The sequence below is a fragment of the Methylocystis iwaonis genome (assembly GCF_027925385.1).
Taxonomy (GTDB): domain Bacteria; phylum Pseudomonadota; class Alphaproteobacteria; order Rhizobiales; family Beijerinckiaceae; genus Methylocystis; species Methylocystis iwaonis.
In genome coordinates this window covers 1,184,745-1,198,782 of sequence record NZ_AP027142.1, presented here as the reverse complement: position 1 = coordinate 1,198,782, position 14,038 = coordinate 1,184,745, and the positions used below count along the sequence as shown (strand labels likewise).

17 protein-coding genes are annotated in these 14,038 nt (G+C 64.4%); 6 read left to right on the top strand and 11 right to left on the bottom strand.

Features of this window, described 5'->3' with window-relative positions:
- Positions 1-12 precede the first annotated feature (12 nt).
- The 7 genes from hisF to hisB are packed head-to-tail and all read right to left on the bottom strand — an operon-like array spanning position 13 to position 3,884.
- Positions 13-789, bottom strand: coding sequence for an imidazole glycerol phosphate synthase subunit HisF (gene hisF / locus QMG84_RS05765; RefSeq protein WP_281931102.1), 777 nt, complete (start codon positions 787-789; stop codon positions 13-15).
- Positions 789-1,085, bottom strand: a complete 297-nt coding sequence (locus QMG84_RS05760) for a hypothetical protein (protein ID WP_281931100.1) — start codon at positions 1,083-1,085, stop codon at positions 789-791. The genes hisF and QMG84_RS05760 overlap by 1 nt, the downstream gene beginning before the upstream one ends.
- The gene (locus QMG84_RS05755; protein ID WP_434085974.1) at positions 1,082-1,462 is read right to left on the bottom strand and encodes a hypothetical protein; all 381 of its coding nucleotides are present in this window, start codon (positions 1,460-1,462) and stop codon (positions 1,082-1,084) included. Before QMG84_RS05755 ends, QMG84_RS05760 begins: the two co-directional genes overlap by 4 nt.
- Positions 1,459-2,193 (bottom strand): 1-(5-phosphoribosyl)-5-[(5-phosphoribosylamino)methylideneamino]imidazole-4-carboxamide isomerase, encoded by a 735-nt coding sequence (hisA, locus tag QMG84_RS05750; RefSeq protein WP_281931099.1) that lies wholly within the window; start codon positions 2,191-2,193, stop codon positions 1,459-1,461. Before hisA ends, QMG84_RS05755 begins: the two co-directional genes overlap by 4 nt.
- Positions 2,190-2,840: an imidazole glycerol phosphate synthase subunit HisH gene (gene hisH / locus QMG84_RS05745; protein ID WP_281931098.1), complete on the bottom strand. Its 651-nt coding sequence runs from the start codon at positions 2,838-2,840 to the stop codon at positions 2,190-2,192. The genes hisA and hisH overlap by 4 nt, the downstream gene beginning before the upstream one ends.
- Complete coding sequence (locus QMG84_RS05740) at positions 2,837-3,244, bottom strand: DUF2628 domain-containing protein (protein ID WP_281931096.1); 408 nt, start codon at positions 3,242-3,244, stop codon at positions 2,837-2,839. The genes hisH and QMG84_RS05740 overlap by 4 nt, the downstream gene beginning before the upstream one ends.
- 43 nt (positions 3,245-3,287) lie before the next feature.
- The gene (gene hisB / locus QMG84_RS05735) at positions 3,288-3,884 is read right to left on the bottom strand and encodes an imidazoleglycerol-phosphate dehydratase HisB (RefSeq protein WP_281931095.1); all 597 of its coding nucleotides are present in this window, start codon (positions 3,882-3,884) and stop codon (positions 3,288-3,290) included.
- Between the two features lie 411 nt (positions 3,885-4,295).
- On the opposite strand from hisB, the gene QMG84_RS05730 reads away from it, so the two are divergent.
- The 4 genes from QMG84_RS05730 (at position 4,296) to trpS (ending at position 8,507) form a co-directional block, all read left to right on the top strand.
- Positions 4,296-5,186 carry a hypothetical protein gene (locus tag QMG84_RS05730; RefSeq protein ID WP_281931094.1) on the top strand — a complete coding sequence of 297 codons (891 nt, stop codon included), beginning with the start codon at positions 4,296-4,298 and terminating at the stop codon, positions 5,184-5,186.
- 223 nt (positions 5,187-5,409) lie between these two features.
- Complete coding sequence (gene hslV, locus QMG84_RS05725) at positions 5,410-5,973, top strand: ATP-dependent protease subunit HslV (protein ID WP_202072308.1); 564 nt, start codon at positions 5,410-5,412, stop codon at positions 5,971-5,973.
- Entirely contained in the window at positions 5,973-7,274 is a 1,302-nt protein-coding gene (hslU, locus tag QMG84_RS05720) for an ATP-dependent protease ATPase subunit HslU (protein ID WP_281931093.1), read from the top strand. The genes hslV and hslU overlap by 1 nt, the downstream gene beginning before the upstream one ends.
- 198 nt (positions 7,275-7,472) lie before the next feature.
- Positions 7,473-8,507, top strand: a complete 1,035-nt coding sequence (trpS, locus tag QMG84_RS05715) for a tryptophan--tRNA ligase (RefSeq protein WP_281931092.1) — start codon at positions 7,473-7,475, stop codon at positions 8,505-8,507.
- Between the two features lie 89 nt (positions 8,508-8,596).
- Here trpS and glcF read toward each other — a convergent pair whose 3' ends face one another.
- From glcF to QMG84_RS05700, 3 genes are read right to left on the bottom strand one after another with little or no spacing between them, the layout of a single operon-like run.
- Entirely contained in the window at positions 8,597-9,880 is a 1,284-nt protein-coding gene (gene glcF, locus QMG84_RS05710) for a glycolate oxidase subunit GlcF (RefSeq protein WP_281931091.1), read from the bottom strand.
- A gap of 1 nt (position 9,881) precedes the next feature.
- A complete protein-coding gene (gene glcE / locus QMG84_RS05705; RefSeq protein WP_281931087.1) occupies positions 9,882-11,099 on the bottom strand; it encodes a glycolate oxidase subunit GlcE in 1,218 nt (405 codons plus the stop codon).
- A 1-nt stretch (position 11,100) separates the two neighbouring features.
- A complete protein-coding gene (locus tag QMG84_RS05700) occupies positions 11,101-12,594 on the bottom strand; it encodes an FAD-linked oxidase C-terminal domain-containing protein (protein ID WP_281931085.1) in 1,494 nt (497 codons plus the stop codon).
- 199 nt (positions 12,595-12,793) lie between these two features.
- Here QMG84_RS05700 and QMG84_RS05695 point away from each other — a divergent pair, with 199 nt between their 5' ends.
- Positions 12,794-13,204, top strand: a complete 411-nt coding sequence (locus tag QMG84_RS05695; protein WP_281931083.1) for a GlcG/HbpS family heme-binding protein — start codon at positions 12,794-12,796, stop codon at positions 13,202-13,204.
- 69 nt (positions 13,205-13,273) lie between these two features.
- On the opposite strand, the gene QMG84_RS05690 is transcribed toward QMG84_RS05695, so the two are convergent.
- Positions 13,274-13,579, bottom strand: a complete 306-nt coding sequence (locus QMG84_RS05690) for a DUF3572 domain-containing protein (protein WP_202072299.1) — start codon at positions 13,577-13,579, stop codon at positions 13,274-13,276.
- Positions 13,580-13,662: 83 nt separating this feature from the next.
- Between QMG84_RS05690 and QMG84_RS05685 the strand changes: the two genes are divergently transcribed.
- The gene (locus QMG84_RS05685; protein ID WP_165053463.1) at positions 13,663-14,037 is read left to right on the top strand and encodes a response regulator; all 375 of its coding nucleotides are present in this window, start codon (positions 13,663-13,665) and stop codon (positions 14,035-14,037) included.
- Position 14,038: the final 1 nt, after the last annotated feature.

Genomic DNA, 14,038 nt, shown 5'->3' with positions numbered 1-14,038 from the left:
AGCCTCCAGCCATTACGCCGCCTCCAAGCCATCGAGTCGCATCGGCAGACCCGCCGCAGCCATATGGCGCTTCGCCTGCGGAATCGAATATTCGCCGAAGTGGAAGATCGACGCCGCCAGCACGGCGGTCGCGTGGCCCTCGCGAATCCCCGCGACCAGATGGTCGAGATTGCCGACGCCCCCCGAGGCGATCACCGGCGCGCGCACGGCGTCCGCGACCGCGCGGGTGAGCGCAATGTCGAAACCGATCTTGGCGCCGTCGCGATCCATGGAGGTGAGCAAGATTTCGCCGGCCCCGAGCGCCGTCACCTCGCGGGCGTAATCGACTGCGTCGATGCCTGTCGGCCGGCGCCCGCCATGGGTGAAGATCTCCCACTTCCCGGGCCCGACCTGCTTGGCGTCTATGGCGACGACGATGCATTGCGAACCGAATTTCTCGGCGGCCTCGCGCACGAACTGGCGGTTGGAGACGGCGGCCGTGTTGATCGAGGCCTTGTCGGCGCCGGCGAGCAGAAGATTGCGGATGTCGTCGAGCGTGCGCACGCCGCCGCCGACGGTGAGCGGCATGAAGCAGGCTTCGGCGGTGCGCTGCACGACATCGAAGAGAATGCCGCGATTCTCGTGGCTCGCGGTGATGTCGAGAAAGCAGAGCTCGTCGGCGCCGGCGGCGTCATAGGCGATGGCGCATTCGACCGGATCGCCGGCGTCGCGCAGATCGACGAAATTGACGCCTTTGACGACGCGGCCTTCCTTGACGTCCAGGCAGGGGATGACGCGTGCTTTGAGCATCAGGCGGCAGAGGTCAGGAGGTCGTTGGCGCGCAGATAGTTCCAAAACGTCGGCGCCATATTGCCAGCGCGCGGCGTCTCGGTGACGTCCGCAAGGAAAAACTCATGCGCGCCGATTTGTCCCTGTTTCAATCGCGTCGTAAGCGCTTCGACACTTTGGCGTGTCTTCAAAAACAGCACGTTGTGGTCCAGCATGTAAAGGCTATCCCCCTCGTCCAAAAGGGCAGGAATAGCAGTCGCGCCGGACATCTGCCGGGAGCCAGACGAGAAAACGAGCATGTAAACCCTGCGATTCATGGCTTTTTCTCCCCTGGACTCGGCTCGACTTCCAATCTCGGCGCCTCGGTGATGACTTCAACGCTCTCGGTCACCGCATCCTTTTTATACAAAATCTGCATTGCCTGATGCTGTAATAGATATTCTTCCGATTGCAGGCGGTCCGGGTCTCTAAAAAGAAAAATAAAGTAAGCGATGATGGTTACAAGCACCGGAAAGGCGCCGAAGGCGGCGAGCGCATATTTGAGAATATCGTCGTCGCGAAAGAAATAGGCAGCCAGCAGGCTGGTCGGAAAGACCACCGCCGTTGTCCAGAGCATGGGATTGAGGGCGTTTCGGACGCGCACCACGCCGGCGCGGGAGGTGAAGCTGCCGATGGCGTCTCCCGGCTTCATCACGCCCTCGCGCTCCGGATCAGCGCCAGCGCCTCAGCCGGATCAAGCCGGCCGTCGTAAAGCGCGCGGCCGGTGATGGCGCCGGCGAGCTTGGCGCAGTCGGGCTGCAGCAGCCGCTCGATATCTGCAAGCGACGCCAGCCCGCCAGAGGCGATGACCGGAATCGTCAGCGCATTGGCGAGCGCGAGCGTCTGCTCGATGTTCAGTCCCGTCAGAATCCCGTCGCGCGAGATATCCGTGTAAATGATCGCCGCGACGCCGGCGTCCTCGAAGCTTTTGCCCAAATCCAGCGCCGACATGCGCGTGGTGCGCGCCCAGCCGTCGACGGCGACCATGCCGTTTTTGGCGTCGATGCCGACCGCCACGCGTCCCGGATAGACCCGCGCCGCCTCGCGCACGAAGGACGGGTCCTTCACCGCCGCCGTGCCGATGATGACGCGCGTGACGCCCTTCTCCAGCCAGCCCGAGAGCGTGCGCATGTCACGAATGCCGCCGCCGAGCTGCACCGGAATGGTCAGCGCGGAGAGAATCGCCTCGACCGCTTCCGCATTGCGCGGCGCGCCGGCGAAGGCGCCGTCGAGATCGACGACATGCAGATATTCGAAGCCCTGGCGCTCGAAGGCGCGCGCCTGCTCGGCGGGATCGTCGTTGAAGACGGTGGCGCGGTCCATGTCGCCCTGGGCGAGACGAACGCACTGGCCTTCCTTCAGATCGATTGCCGGAAAAAGTATCACGGGCGCCACCTCAGGAAATTGGCGATGAGCGCAAGGCCCAGCCTCTGGCTCTTTTCGGGATGAAACTGAACGCCGACGAGATTGTCGCGCGCGACCGCGGCCGTGAGCGGCCCGCCATAGTCGCTGGTCGCCAGCACATGGCCGGGCTCGGCCGGGGTCAGATGATAGGAGTGCACGAAATAGGCGTGCAGGCCGGTCTCGCCGGTCGGGATGCCGGCAAAGACCGCATGTTCGCGCGCGAGCGACAGCGTGTTCCAGCCCATATGCGGGATTTTGAGCGACGGGTCCTTCGGCTCGATAGCGACGACGTCGCCGCCGACCCAGTCGAGGCCGGGCGTCTCGCCATGCTCCAGCCCGCGCGCCGCCATGAGCTGCATGCCGACGCAAATGCCAAGAAAAGGGCGGCCCCGCGCAATCGCCGCCTCTTGCAGCGCCTCATAGAGGCCGGGCAGCGCCAGCAGGCCGGCGCGGCAATCGGCGAAGGCGCCGACGCCCGGCAGAACGACGCGGTCCGCCGCGCGCACGATCTCGGGGTCGTTGGTCACGCGAATGGCGCCCTCGAGCCCCGCCTCGCGGGCGGCGCGCTCAAAGGCCTTCTGCGCCGAGTGCAGATTGCCCGAACCATAATCGATGATCGCCGTCGTCACGCGCGACTCTCCGAGGGAAGCGTTTCAGGGGAGAACGCCCGCAGCCGGCCGAAGTAGACCATTTCGGCCTCCTCCTCGGTGTCGGCATTCACCAGGTCGCCCTCGACATAGCCGCGCCGCTGCAAACTCCATGCGAGAATGCGGTCGCCCTCGAAGCCCAGCACGAGCGCGGCGGCGAGCGCGAGAAAAGACGTGGTCAGCTTTGGAAGCAGGAAGGATACGCCCAAGGCCGAAATGGCGGCGAGCAGGAGCGACCAGCCGAGAGCGGCGATCCAGGCGCGCTTCCAAAGCAGCCAGAGCGGCCCGAAGATAAAGGCCGGGGTCGAGAAGGAATCGCGCAGGAACACGATCTTCTCGGGGCGCGCGGCGCCCTCAGGCGGCAGATGAACGGTGAATATCGCCAATTCGGCTTCCCTCCTCCTCTTTCGGACTCTGGCCGGCCGCCCCTCAGGCGGTCAGCGTGCCCTTGGTGGAGGGCGCTTCGCCCTGGACGCGGCGCGGGTCGATCGCCACCGCCTTGCCGAAGGCCCGGGCGAAACCCTTGAAGGCGCTTTCGGCGATATGATGGCTGTTGACGCCCTTGAGGCTGTCGATATGCAGCCCAATCCGCGCCTGCACGGCGAAAGCCTGGAAAAATTCGCGCATGAGCTCGGTATCGAAGGCGCCGATGCGCTCCGCCGGAAAATTCACGTCATAGACGAGAAAAGGCCGGCCCGAGACATCCACGACGACGCGGGTCAGCGCCTCGTCGAGCGGCGCATGGGCGTCGCCATAGCGGGCGATTCCCTTGCGGTCGCCGAGCGCGCGATCCACCGCCTGGCCGAGCGCGAGGCCCACATCCTCGACCGTGTGGTGGCCGTCGATATGCAGATCGCCCTTGGCGAGCACGGTCAGATCGAGCGGCGCATGGCGGGCGATCTGGTCGAGCATATGGTCGAAAAAGCCTATTCCCGTCGAAATGTCGGATTTCCCCGCCCCGTCGAGGTCGACGGCGACGGAGATCGTCGTTTCCTTGGTGACGCGCTCGATCTGGGCGCTGCGCATGGAGAATGGGCCTTCCAAAAGGACGCGGGCCGAACATTCGCCGGCCGCAAGCGGGCGGGTTGTAGCAATTTCGTCGCAACGGCGCCAGCCAGAGCCGTGCGCCAGGGCTCTGAATCCAGATTAACAACCCTACGCAGCCGCGTCATGCCCGCGCTTGTCGCGGGCATCCACGCCAGGACATTAAGACAAGCGGGAAGAAGAAGCGGCGTTGTTCCGCTCATGTTCTTAAGCTTTACGCCTCGGCGCGGCGTGGATGGCCGCGACAAGCGGCCATGACGCTGGAACACATCTCTCCTCATTAACCGGAACTCGGAGCCCTGGGCCGTGCGCCAAGTCACTGGCCGCTGCGCCCGCGCTTCTTTATGCTCGCCGGAGGTTCCTAGCCAGAATAGCACGTTTTCAGGAGAATTGATGAAGCTCGCCTATTTCGCCGCTCCCGCGCTGCTCATTGGCCTTGCGGCCGCCGTCGCCGGGACGCCCGAGGAAGATTACGTCGCCGCCCGCGACGCGGCCACCGCCAAAATCAAGAAGATCGAGGCGAAGAACCCCGACGCCGACATTTCGAAAATCAATAAAAGCGCTCTGGCCGCTCTCGAGAAACGCCTGCAGGCGATCATCGGCCCGGTTGCGATCAAGCCTTATCCCGAGACGGGGAGAATGGAGTACGACAGTCTTTCCGAGGGCGAGCTCGGCGCGAACGGACTGGACGGCCTGCGCTTCGGCAAGGACGGCGACGGGCCGCAGCTCGTCGTCACGACGGACGGCCTGCTGGAAACATGGCTAAAGCGGCCGCGGGACTGGGGGACGAAGAAAGGCAAGCGGCCGTCGATCGACGAGGCGCTGGCCAATGCCGAATTCTATACTTTCGCCGTTGGACAGGACGCCGCCCTGACAAAAACCGCCGACATCCCCATCGCAAAGCCCGAAGGGGCGACCTTCGCGGTCGCGCTGCTCGGCGGCTGGGCGCAGGATGACGGCCCGAACCCGATACAGGATATTGTCCTGGCGGTGCGCCGGGAGGGAAAGGTCTATATCGCGAGCGAGCGCGCCACGGCCTATAAGCCCATCCCCGCCTGCGACGCCAGCCTGAAGGCGGCGGAAGCGAAAGCCGACGTGATCTTCAAGAAATATCAGGCGAGCGGCGCGAAGGACGAAAAGATCTTCAACGACTATACGCAGACGCGCGAAAAGGGCGACGCCGACTTTCGCGCCTGCTACCGGCAGCGCGCGCCGAACGAAGCGTTTTTCCCCGCGCTGGTGAAGGAGGCGCAGGAGATCGCCGACCGTTTCGGCGGGAAGTAGCGCGCCCTCATCCGACCCCGCTTCGCGGGGCCACTTTCTCCCGTAAACGGGAGAAGGAATCGCGTTGCAATCTTTGTGATCTCTAAACACGGGGTTCTCTCCTTCTCCCGCGCGCGGGAGAAGGTGGCCCTCGTGTCAGCGAGGGTCGGATGAGGGCCCCCGCCCTTGCTCAACACCCGCCAAACGCCTACATCCGCCTGACATATTAGTCTGGATGGCGAGAATGGAAAGCGAACGCGAGAAGTCGCTCCTGATGCATGCGACGACGATCATACTGGTGAAAAAACAAGGCGAAACCGTCATTGCCGGCGACGGCCAGGTCAGCCTCGGCCAGACCATCATGAAAGGCAACGCCCGAAAGGTCCGCCGTCTCGGCAAGGGCGACGTCATCGCGGGCTTCGCCGGCGCCACCGCCGACGCCTTCACCCTCTTCGAGCGTCTCGAGACCAAGCTCGAGCAATATCCAGGGCAGCTCATGCGCGCCTGCGTCGAGCTCGCCAAGGATTGGCGCATGGACCGCTATTTGCGCCGTCTCGAAGCCATGATGCTCGTCGCAGACAAAAATGTCGGCCTGGTGCTGACAGGGTCCGGCGACGTGCTGGAGCCCGAAACCGCCGAGGGCGGCGCCGTCGCGGCGATCGGCTCCGGCGGCAATTATGCGCTGGCCGCCGGCCGCGCCCTCATCGACACGCCGGCAGACGCCGAAACCATCGCGCGCCGCGCCATGAACATCGCCGCCGACATTTGCGTCTATACGAACCATAGCATCGTGGTGGAGAAAATCTGATGGCCGACTTCTCCCCCCGCGAGATCGTCTCCGAGCTGGACCGCTACATCGTCGGGCAGCAGGACGCCAAGCGCGCCGTCGCGATCGCGCTGCGCAACCGCTGGCGCCGGCTGCAACTGCAAGGGCAGATGCGCGAAGAGGTGATGCCCAAGAACATCCTCATGATCGGCCCGACGGGCTGCGGCAAGACCGAGATCGCCCGCCGCCTCGCCCGCCTCGCCAACGCCCCCTTCCTGAAAGTGGAGGCCACGAAATTCACCGAGGTCGGCTATGTCGGCCGCGACGTCGAGCAGATTGTGCGCGACCTCATCGAAGTCGCGCTGGTGATGGTGAAGGACCGCCGCCGCAAGGATGTGCAGGCCCGCGCCGAAAAGGCCGCGGAGGAGCGCGTGCTCGACGCGCTCGTGGGCCCCGCCTCCTCGCCCGCGACGCGCGAGACCTTCCGCAAGCGGCTGCGCGACGGCGAGCTCGACGACAAGGAAGTCGAGATCGAATTGCAGCAATCGGGCGGCTCCACGCCAATGTTCGAGCTGCCGACCATGCCGGGCGCCAGCGTTTCGGCTTTTTCGCTCGGCGACCTCTTCGGCAAGATGCAGCGCGGCAAGCCGCGCAAGCTCACGGTGAAGGAAGCGCATGGGCCGCTGATTGCCGAAGAGAGCGACAAGCTCATCGACCAGGAGGCGAGCGTTCGCGAGGCGATCCACGAGGTCGAGAACAACGGCATCGTCTTCATCGACGAGATGGACAAAATCTGCGCCCGCGAAGGACGCGGCGGCGCCGATGTCTCGCGCGAGGGCGTGCAGCGCGACCTGCTGCCGCTGATCGAAGGCACGACCGTCGCGACCAAGCATGGGTCGGTGAAAACCGACCATGTGCTCTTTATCGCCTCGGGCGCCTTCCATGTCGCGAAGCCTTCCGACCTCCTGCCCGAGCTTCAGGGCCGCCTGCCGATCCGTGTGGAATTGGCCTCGCTCAATGAGGAAGACTTCCGCCGCATCCTGACCGAAACCGAAGCCTGTCTCAGCAAGCAATATGTGGCCTTGATGGGCACGGAAGGCGTGACGTTGGAATTCGCGCCCTCGGCCATCGACGCGATCGCCAAAGTGGCCGTGGCCGTGAACACCTCGGTGGAAAACATCGGCGCCCGGCGCCTGCAGACGGTGATGGAGCGCGTGCTCGACGACATCAGCTTCACGGCCTCCGACCGCGCGGGCGAGACGGTGACGATCGACGGCGATTTTGTCGAGAAGCACATCGGGGATTTGGCGAAGAACCGGGATTTGAGCCGGTTTATCCTGTAAGCTTGGGCTCCCTCCTTCTCCCGCTTGCGGGAGAAGGTGTCGCCGCGAAGCGGTGACGGATGAGGGCCCTCACCCGACCCGGCTTCGCCGGGCCACCCTCTCCCGCAAGCGGGAGAGGAGAGATTCCCACACTTGCGCCCGCGCCCGCGCATTGTCATAACCCCCGCCAAAGTTCCTCAACCCTCGACGGCGCAATCCATGTCCAGCTTCCCCCAGCGCGTTTTCTCGGGCGTGCAGTCCACCGGCAATCTGCATCTCGGCAATTATCTCGGCGCCATCGTCAAATTCGTCGAGCTGCAGGAGCGCTTCGAGTGCCTCTATTGCGTCGTCGACCTGCACGCGATCACCGTGCCGCAGGACCCGATCGAGCTGCGCAACAACACGCGTGAGATCGCGGCGGCCTTCCTCGCCTGCGGCATCGACCCCAAGAAGAACATCGTCTTCAACCAGAGCCAGGTCGCCGAGCACGCGGAGCTCGCCTGGGTGCTGAACTGCGTGGCCCGCATCGGCTGGCTCAACCGCATGACCCAGTTCAAGGACAAGGCCGGCAAGGACCGCGAGAACGCCTCGATGGGCCTGTTGGACTACCCTGTCCTGATGGCCGCCGACATCCTGCTCTATCGCGCCACCCATGTGCCGGTCGGCGAGGACCAGAAGCAGCATCTCGAGCTCGCGCGCGACATTGCGCAGAAGTTCAACAATGATTTCGGCGCCTCGATCGAGCGCAATGGCTTCGGGGAAGGCTTCTTCCCCCTGCCCGAGCCGCTGATCGCCGGCCCGGCGACGCGCGTCATGAGCCTGCGCGACGGCACGAAGAAAATGTCGAAATCGGACGCCTCGGATTATTCGCGCATCAATCTCTCCGACGACGCCGACCAGATCGCGACGAAGGTGAAGAAGGCCAAGACGGATCCCGAGCCCCTGCCCTCCGAGGAAAAGGGTCTCGAAGGCCGGCCGGAGGCGGACAATCTCGTCGGCATTTTCGCCGCGCTGTCGGGGCGCGCGAAAGCGGAGGTTCTAAGCGAATACGGCGGCGCGAATTTCTCGACCTTCAAAAGCGCGCTGGTCGATCTCGCGGTCGCGAAACTCTCCCCGATCACCGCGCAAATGCGCCGCATCCGCGAGGATGAAGGCTATATCGACCAGGTGCTGCGCGACGGTTCCGACCGCGCCCGCGCGCTGGCGCGCGAGAATATGAACGCCGTGAAGGATATTGTGGGGTTCTTGCGGTAACGCCCGTCATTGCGAGCGCAGCGAAGCAATCCCGAACCCGCGACGACTGCGCTGGATTGCTTCGTCGCTACGCTCCTCGCAATGACGCCCTAAGCCAGCGCCTCCGGCTTCTGCCCGCCTGTCGCCCAATCCAATAGTTCGACCGTATGCACGATCGGGATCGCGGTCCCCGCCCCGATCTGCGCCATGCAGCCGAGATTGCCGGCGGCGATGACCTGCGCCGCGACGCTCTCGATATTGGCGACCTTGCGCGCGCGAAGCTGGTCGGCCAGCTCGGACTGCAAAAGATTGTAGGTCCCCGCCGAACCGCAACAGATGTGCCCCTCGGGCACGGCGACAACCTCGAAGCCAGCGCGCTCCAGCGCCGCAACTGGCTCGCGCGTGATTTTCTGGCCGTGCTGCAACGAGCAAGCCGCGTGATAGGCGACCCTCAGGCGCGGGACGTCGACGCGCTCGAACTGCAATTTATCGATAAGCTCGCTCACGTCGCAGGCCAGCGCGGAAATGCGTGCGGCGTTGCCCGCAAGCGCGGCGTCGTTGCGGAACATGAAGCCGTAGTCCTTCACGCTCGTGCCACAGCCCGACGTGTTGATGACGATATGATCGAGGCCGCCTGTCTCTATCTCGCGCGTCCAGGCGTCGATGTTCCTGCGCGCAAATGCATGGGCCTCATCGACCTTGCCGAGATGATGCGGCAGCGCCCCGCAACATCCGGCGCCCTCGGCGACGACGACCTCGACGCCGTGGCGCGTGAGGAGACGCACGGTGGCTTCATTGATACGCGTGTCCAGCGCGGTTTGCGCGCAGCCATTCAGAAGCGCGACGCGCATCTGGCGGGCGCCCTGCGCCGGGAAAACTTGCGGGCGATCGACGTCCGACGGCGCTGGCAATTCAGCGGGCGCGAGCGATAGCATCGCGCGCAGGCGCTCTGGCAAATAGCAGGCGAACGGCCTCGCGGCGGCAGCGAAACGCAACGCGAACCGGAACAAGGACGGGCGCGGGAGAACGAAAGCAAGCACGGCGCGCAGCGCCTTATCCGCGAAGGACCGCTGATAGGTCGCCTCTATATGGGCGCGCGCATGGTCGATGAGATGCATGTAATGCACGCTCGACGGACAAGTCGTCATGCAGGAAAGACAGGAGAGGCAGCGATCGACATGATGCGCCGTGCGCGCGTCGGCGGCGCGCCCATTCTCCAACATCTCCTTGATGAGATAAATGCGCCCGCGCGGCGAATCCAATTCGTCGGCCGTGAGAAGATATGTCGGGCAGGTCGCCGTGCAGAAGCCGCAATGCACGCAAGCGCGCAGGATCTTCTCCGATTGCGCCATGTCCGGGTCCGCGAGCGCGGCAAGAGAGAAATGCGTCTGCATCTCAAAACGCCTCGCGCATGCGGCCGCGCTCCAGAATATGCGCGGGATCAAAACTCTCCTTCACGCGCTTGGTCAGCGCGGCAAGCGGCGCCGGCTGCGGATGAAAGACGTCTACGCGCGCGCGAATATCGTCGGAAGCGCGGATGAGAGTTGCATGGCCGCCACAGGCATCGACAGCGGTGCGTATTGTTCCCGCATGAGCGTCGCCCGCCGGCTCCAGGCAAAGCCAGACGAGCCCGCCCGCCCAATCGTAGTAATAGGCAATGATCGGCGCGCCAGCGTTGCGCAGCTCGTCCAAGACGGCGAGACCGTCTGTCGGCGCAACGGAAAGGCGCCAGATCTGCCCGCTATGCGCGGCAAGCGGCGTGACGTCGCGCAGCGCCGCCCAAAGCGCCCCGGACTCGTTTTGCGGCAATGTCTCGAAGCGCGCGCCGGTATCGCCAAGTTGCGCGATCAGCGCCTCGCGCCGAGTCGAAACCGAAATCTCGGGGCCTTCGATCCGCAGCAGCGCCGCGTTGGCGTCGAGCCCGAGCGGCGCGGCGCCCGCCGGCAGCATGGCGAAGGAGGACACTTCATGCGGCGATCCCGACGCGCGGCGCAATTGCGCAAGGCTTTGCGCTTCGTCGAGACCGAGGACCAGGAGAGTCTGCTCTGTCTCCGCCTTCGGCAGAACCTTCAACGTTACTTCGGTGAGAAGCGCCAACGTGCCGTAGGAGCCGCAGACAAGCTTTGAGAGATCATAACCCGTAACGTTTTTCATGACGCGGCCGCCGGATTTCACCACCTCGCCGCGCCCGGTCACACAGTGAAACCCCAACAGATGATCGCGCGCGGCTCCTGCCTTGATGCGGCGCGGGCCGGAAGCGTTGACGGCGATCGCCCCGCCGATCGTCGCGCTCCTGGTCGCGCCGCCGAGCAGCGGCGCATAATCCATCGGCTCGAAAGCGAGCTGCTGGTTATGCGCGTCGAGTAGCTCCTCGATCTCGCGCAAAGGCGTCCCTGAGCGGGCGGAGAGTACGAGCTCCTCGGGCTCATAGAGCGTCACGCCCGTCAGCGCGCGCGTGGAGATGTGTTGCTGCAAAGGCGCATGGCGGCCGAGGCGCTTTTTCGAGCCGGCGCCGACAATGGCGAAAGGCGTTTTGCGCGTGTTGGCGGCGCGCAAGGCGTCGACGGCGTCGGCGGCGTCGCGAATATCGAGCGTGGCCAGGAGAGCGTCCATGTCAGAATCTCGGCAGATCGGGGAACGGCGTCTTGCCGCCCGACACATGCATCATGCCGAACTCGGCGCAGCGATGCAGCGTTGGGAAAACCTTGCCGGGATTGAGTCTGTTCAAGGAGTCGAAGGCGCATTTGACGCGCAATTGCTGATCGAGATCGGTCTCGTTGAACATCTCGCCCATCAGATCGCGCTTTTCGACGCCCACGCCATGTTCGCCGGTGAGCACGCCGCCGACGGCGACGCAAAGACGCAAGATGTCGAAACCGACCTTCTCGGCCCGCTCCATTTCCCCTTCGATCGAAGCGTCATAGAGAATGAGTGGATGCAGATTGCCGTCGCCCGCATGGAAAACATTGGCGACCTGCAGGCCCTCGCGCTTGGCGATTTCATCCATGCCCGCGAGCACCTCCGGCAGGCGCGCGCGCGGAATCGTGCCGTCCATGCACAGATAATCCGGCTTGATGCAGGAGACCGCCGGAAAGGCGTTCTTGCGGCCGGCCCAGAATTGCAGGCGCTCGGCTTCGCTTTTGGAGACCTTGGTCGTCGTCGCGCCTTCGTCGCGCGCAATCGTCTCGACAAGACCAACGAGGTGGTCGACCTCCGCCTGCGCGCCGTCGAGCTCGACGATCACGATCGCCTCGGCGTCGAGCGGATAGCCGCAGGGCTGGAAACGCTCGACGGCGTGGATCGTCGCCTTGTCCATCATCTCCATGCCGCCGGGGATAATCCCCCGCGCGATGACGGCGCCGACAAAGCGCGCGCCGGCCTCGACGCTCGAAAAGCCGACGAGCAGCCCGCGCGCAACGGCGGGCTTTTGCAGAATGCGCACGGTGACTTCGGTGACGACGCCGAGCAGGCCTTCCGAGCCGGTCATCAGGCCGAGAAGATCATAGGCCTCGCTATCGAGATGTTTGCCGCCGAGGCGAATGATCTCGCCCCCCATCAGCACCACTTCAAGCCCGAGGATATTATTGGTCGTCAGGCCATATTTGAGACAGTGCACGCCCCCGGCGTTCTCGGCCACATTGCCGCCGATGGAGCAGGCGATCTGCGAGGAGGGATCGGGCGCGTAATAAAAGCCGCGACTCTCGACCGCCTTGGAGATGGCGAGATTTTGCACGCCAGGCTGCACGCGCGCGCAGCGGTTCTCATAGTCGATCTCGAGAATGCGGTTGAACTTCGACATGCCGAGCAGAATGCCGTCTTCGAGCGGCATCGAGCCGCCGGAAAGCGAGGTGCCCGAACCGCGCGGCACGATCTTGACGTTCATTTCGGCGGCAAGCGCCAGAACGGCGCTCACCTGCGCCACGGTCTCGGGCAAGGCGACCACGAGCGGCAGCGCGCGATACATAGTGAAGGCGTCGCATTCGTAAGCGCGGCGCGCCGTCTCGTCCATGATGAGGTTCTGCGTCGGCAAAATGGCGCGCAGGCGCTCGATCAGCTCGTCGCGCCGCGCGAGAATCTCGGGCTCCGGCGCAGGCATGGCCAGCGTCATTAATCAGCGCCTCCTCAGCGCATCGAGCGCGCCGTTGCGCCGGCGCTCCGGGCGTGGGATTGCAGCGGCCTCGGAAATTTTCCCTAGTCGAGGCGCAGGATGGGCGCAAGTCCGACGCTTCCGGACCGCGCGCTTCTCGAGCGAGCCTGAAGGCTCGCGGTCCAATTAAAGGCTCACGGTCCAATCAAAAGGAGACGAAATGAAAATGAAGTTCGTTTTGACGCTCGCCGACGCCAAGCGCGTGGCGGCGGCGGCTGCGGAGGAGGCCCAGCGCAATGGCTGGAGCGTGGTGATCGCCATCGTCGACGACGCGGGCCTGCTCGTCTATCTCGAGCGCCTCGACGGCGTGCAGCCCGCCTCCTGCGACATCGCCCAGGCGAAGGCGCGCGCCGCGGCGCTGTTTAAACGTCCCAGCAAAGCGCTGGAAGAGACCGTCGCCGGCGGCAGGGTCGCGCTGCTGAGCCTGCCCCATATCATCCCTGTCGAAGGCGGCCTGCCGCTCGTCTATGAGGGGCAAGTCATCGGCGCCATCGGCGTGTCCGGGGTGCAATCATTCGAGGATGGGATCGTCGCCAAAGCCGGCGCGGATGCCCTTGGCGCAAGCGCTTAAGCCTCTCGTTACGATAACGGCGAAGGCCCGCGCGATCTTTCGAGCATGTCCAATCAGGCAGGGCCTAGCCTAATCGCCGCCGCCGAGAGACCTTCGGGCGCGACCCACGGCCTCCGGCGACAGCCCTTCGGCGGCGGCGAAGGCCAAAAGCACATCCTCATCCCCGGCCAAATGATCGAGAACCGCGAGATGAAAGCCGCGATCGCCGAGGAGCGCGGGCACATCGCCCGCGTCGAGCCCTGTCAAAGCGAGAAATCGCGACACGCGCTCTTCGTCGTGGGTGAGATAAGCCAGCGCGCGCAAAGCCAATTCCGCCGGCGCCGGCTCGATCGTCTTTGGGGCGCGAATATCTCGCGCATTCCGGCCGATTTTCATTAATACTCCCATGTTAGGCATGAACGAAACGGCCCTTCGATCCTTTTGCCGCCTCGAAGCAGCCGCGTTTCAAGAGCTGGGCCATGAAGAAAACAGTCCTCATCGTAGAGGATAACGAATTGAACATGAAGCTCTTCAACGATCTGTTGGAGGCGAATGGGCACGCGACGCTTCGCACCAAAAGCGGCGTCGACGCGATTTCGCTCGCGCGCGAGCACCGGCCCGATCTCATCTTGATGGATATTCAATTGCCGGAGGTCAGCGGCCTGGAAGTCACCCGCTGGCTGAAGGATGACGATGAACTGAAAGATATTCCGGTCATCGCCATTACCGCCTTCGCGATGAAGGGCGACGAAGAGAAAATCCGCCAGGGCGGCTGCGAGGCTTATCTCTCCAAGCCGATCTCGGTCGCGAAATTTCTGGAGACGGTGAATTCCTTCCTTGCGGACAAGAACTAGG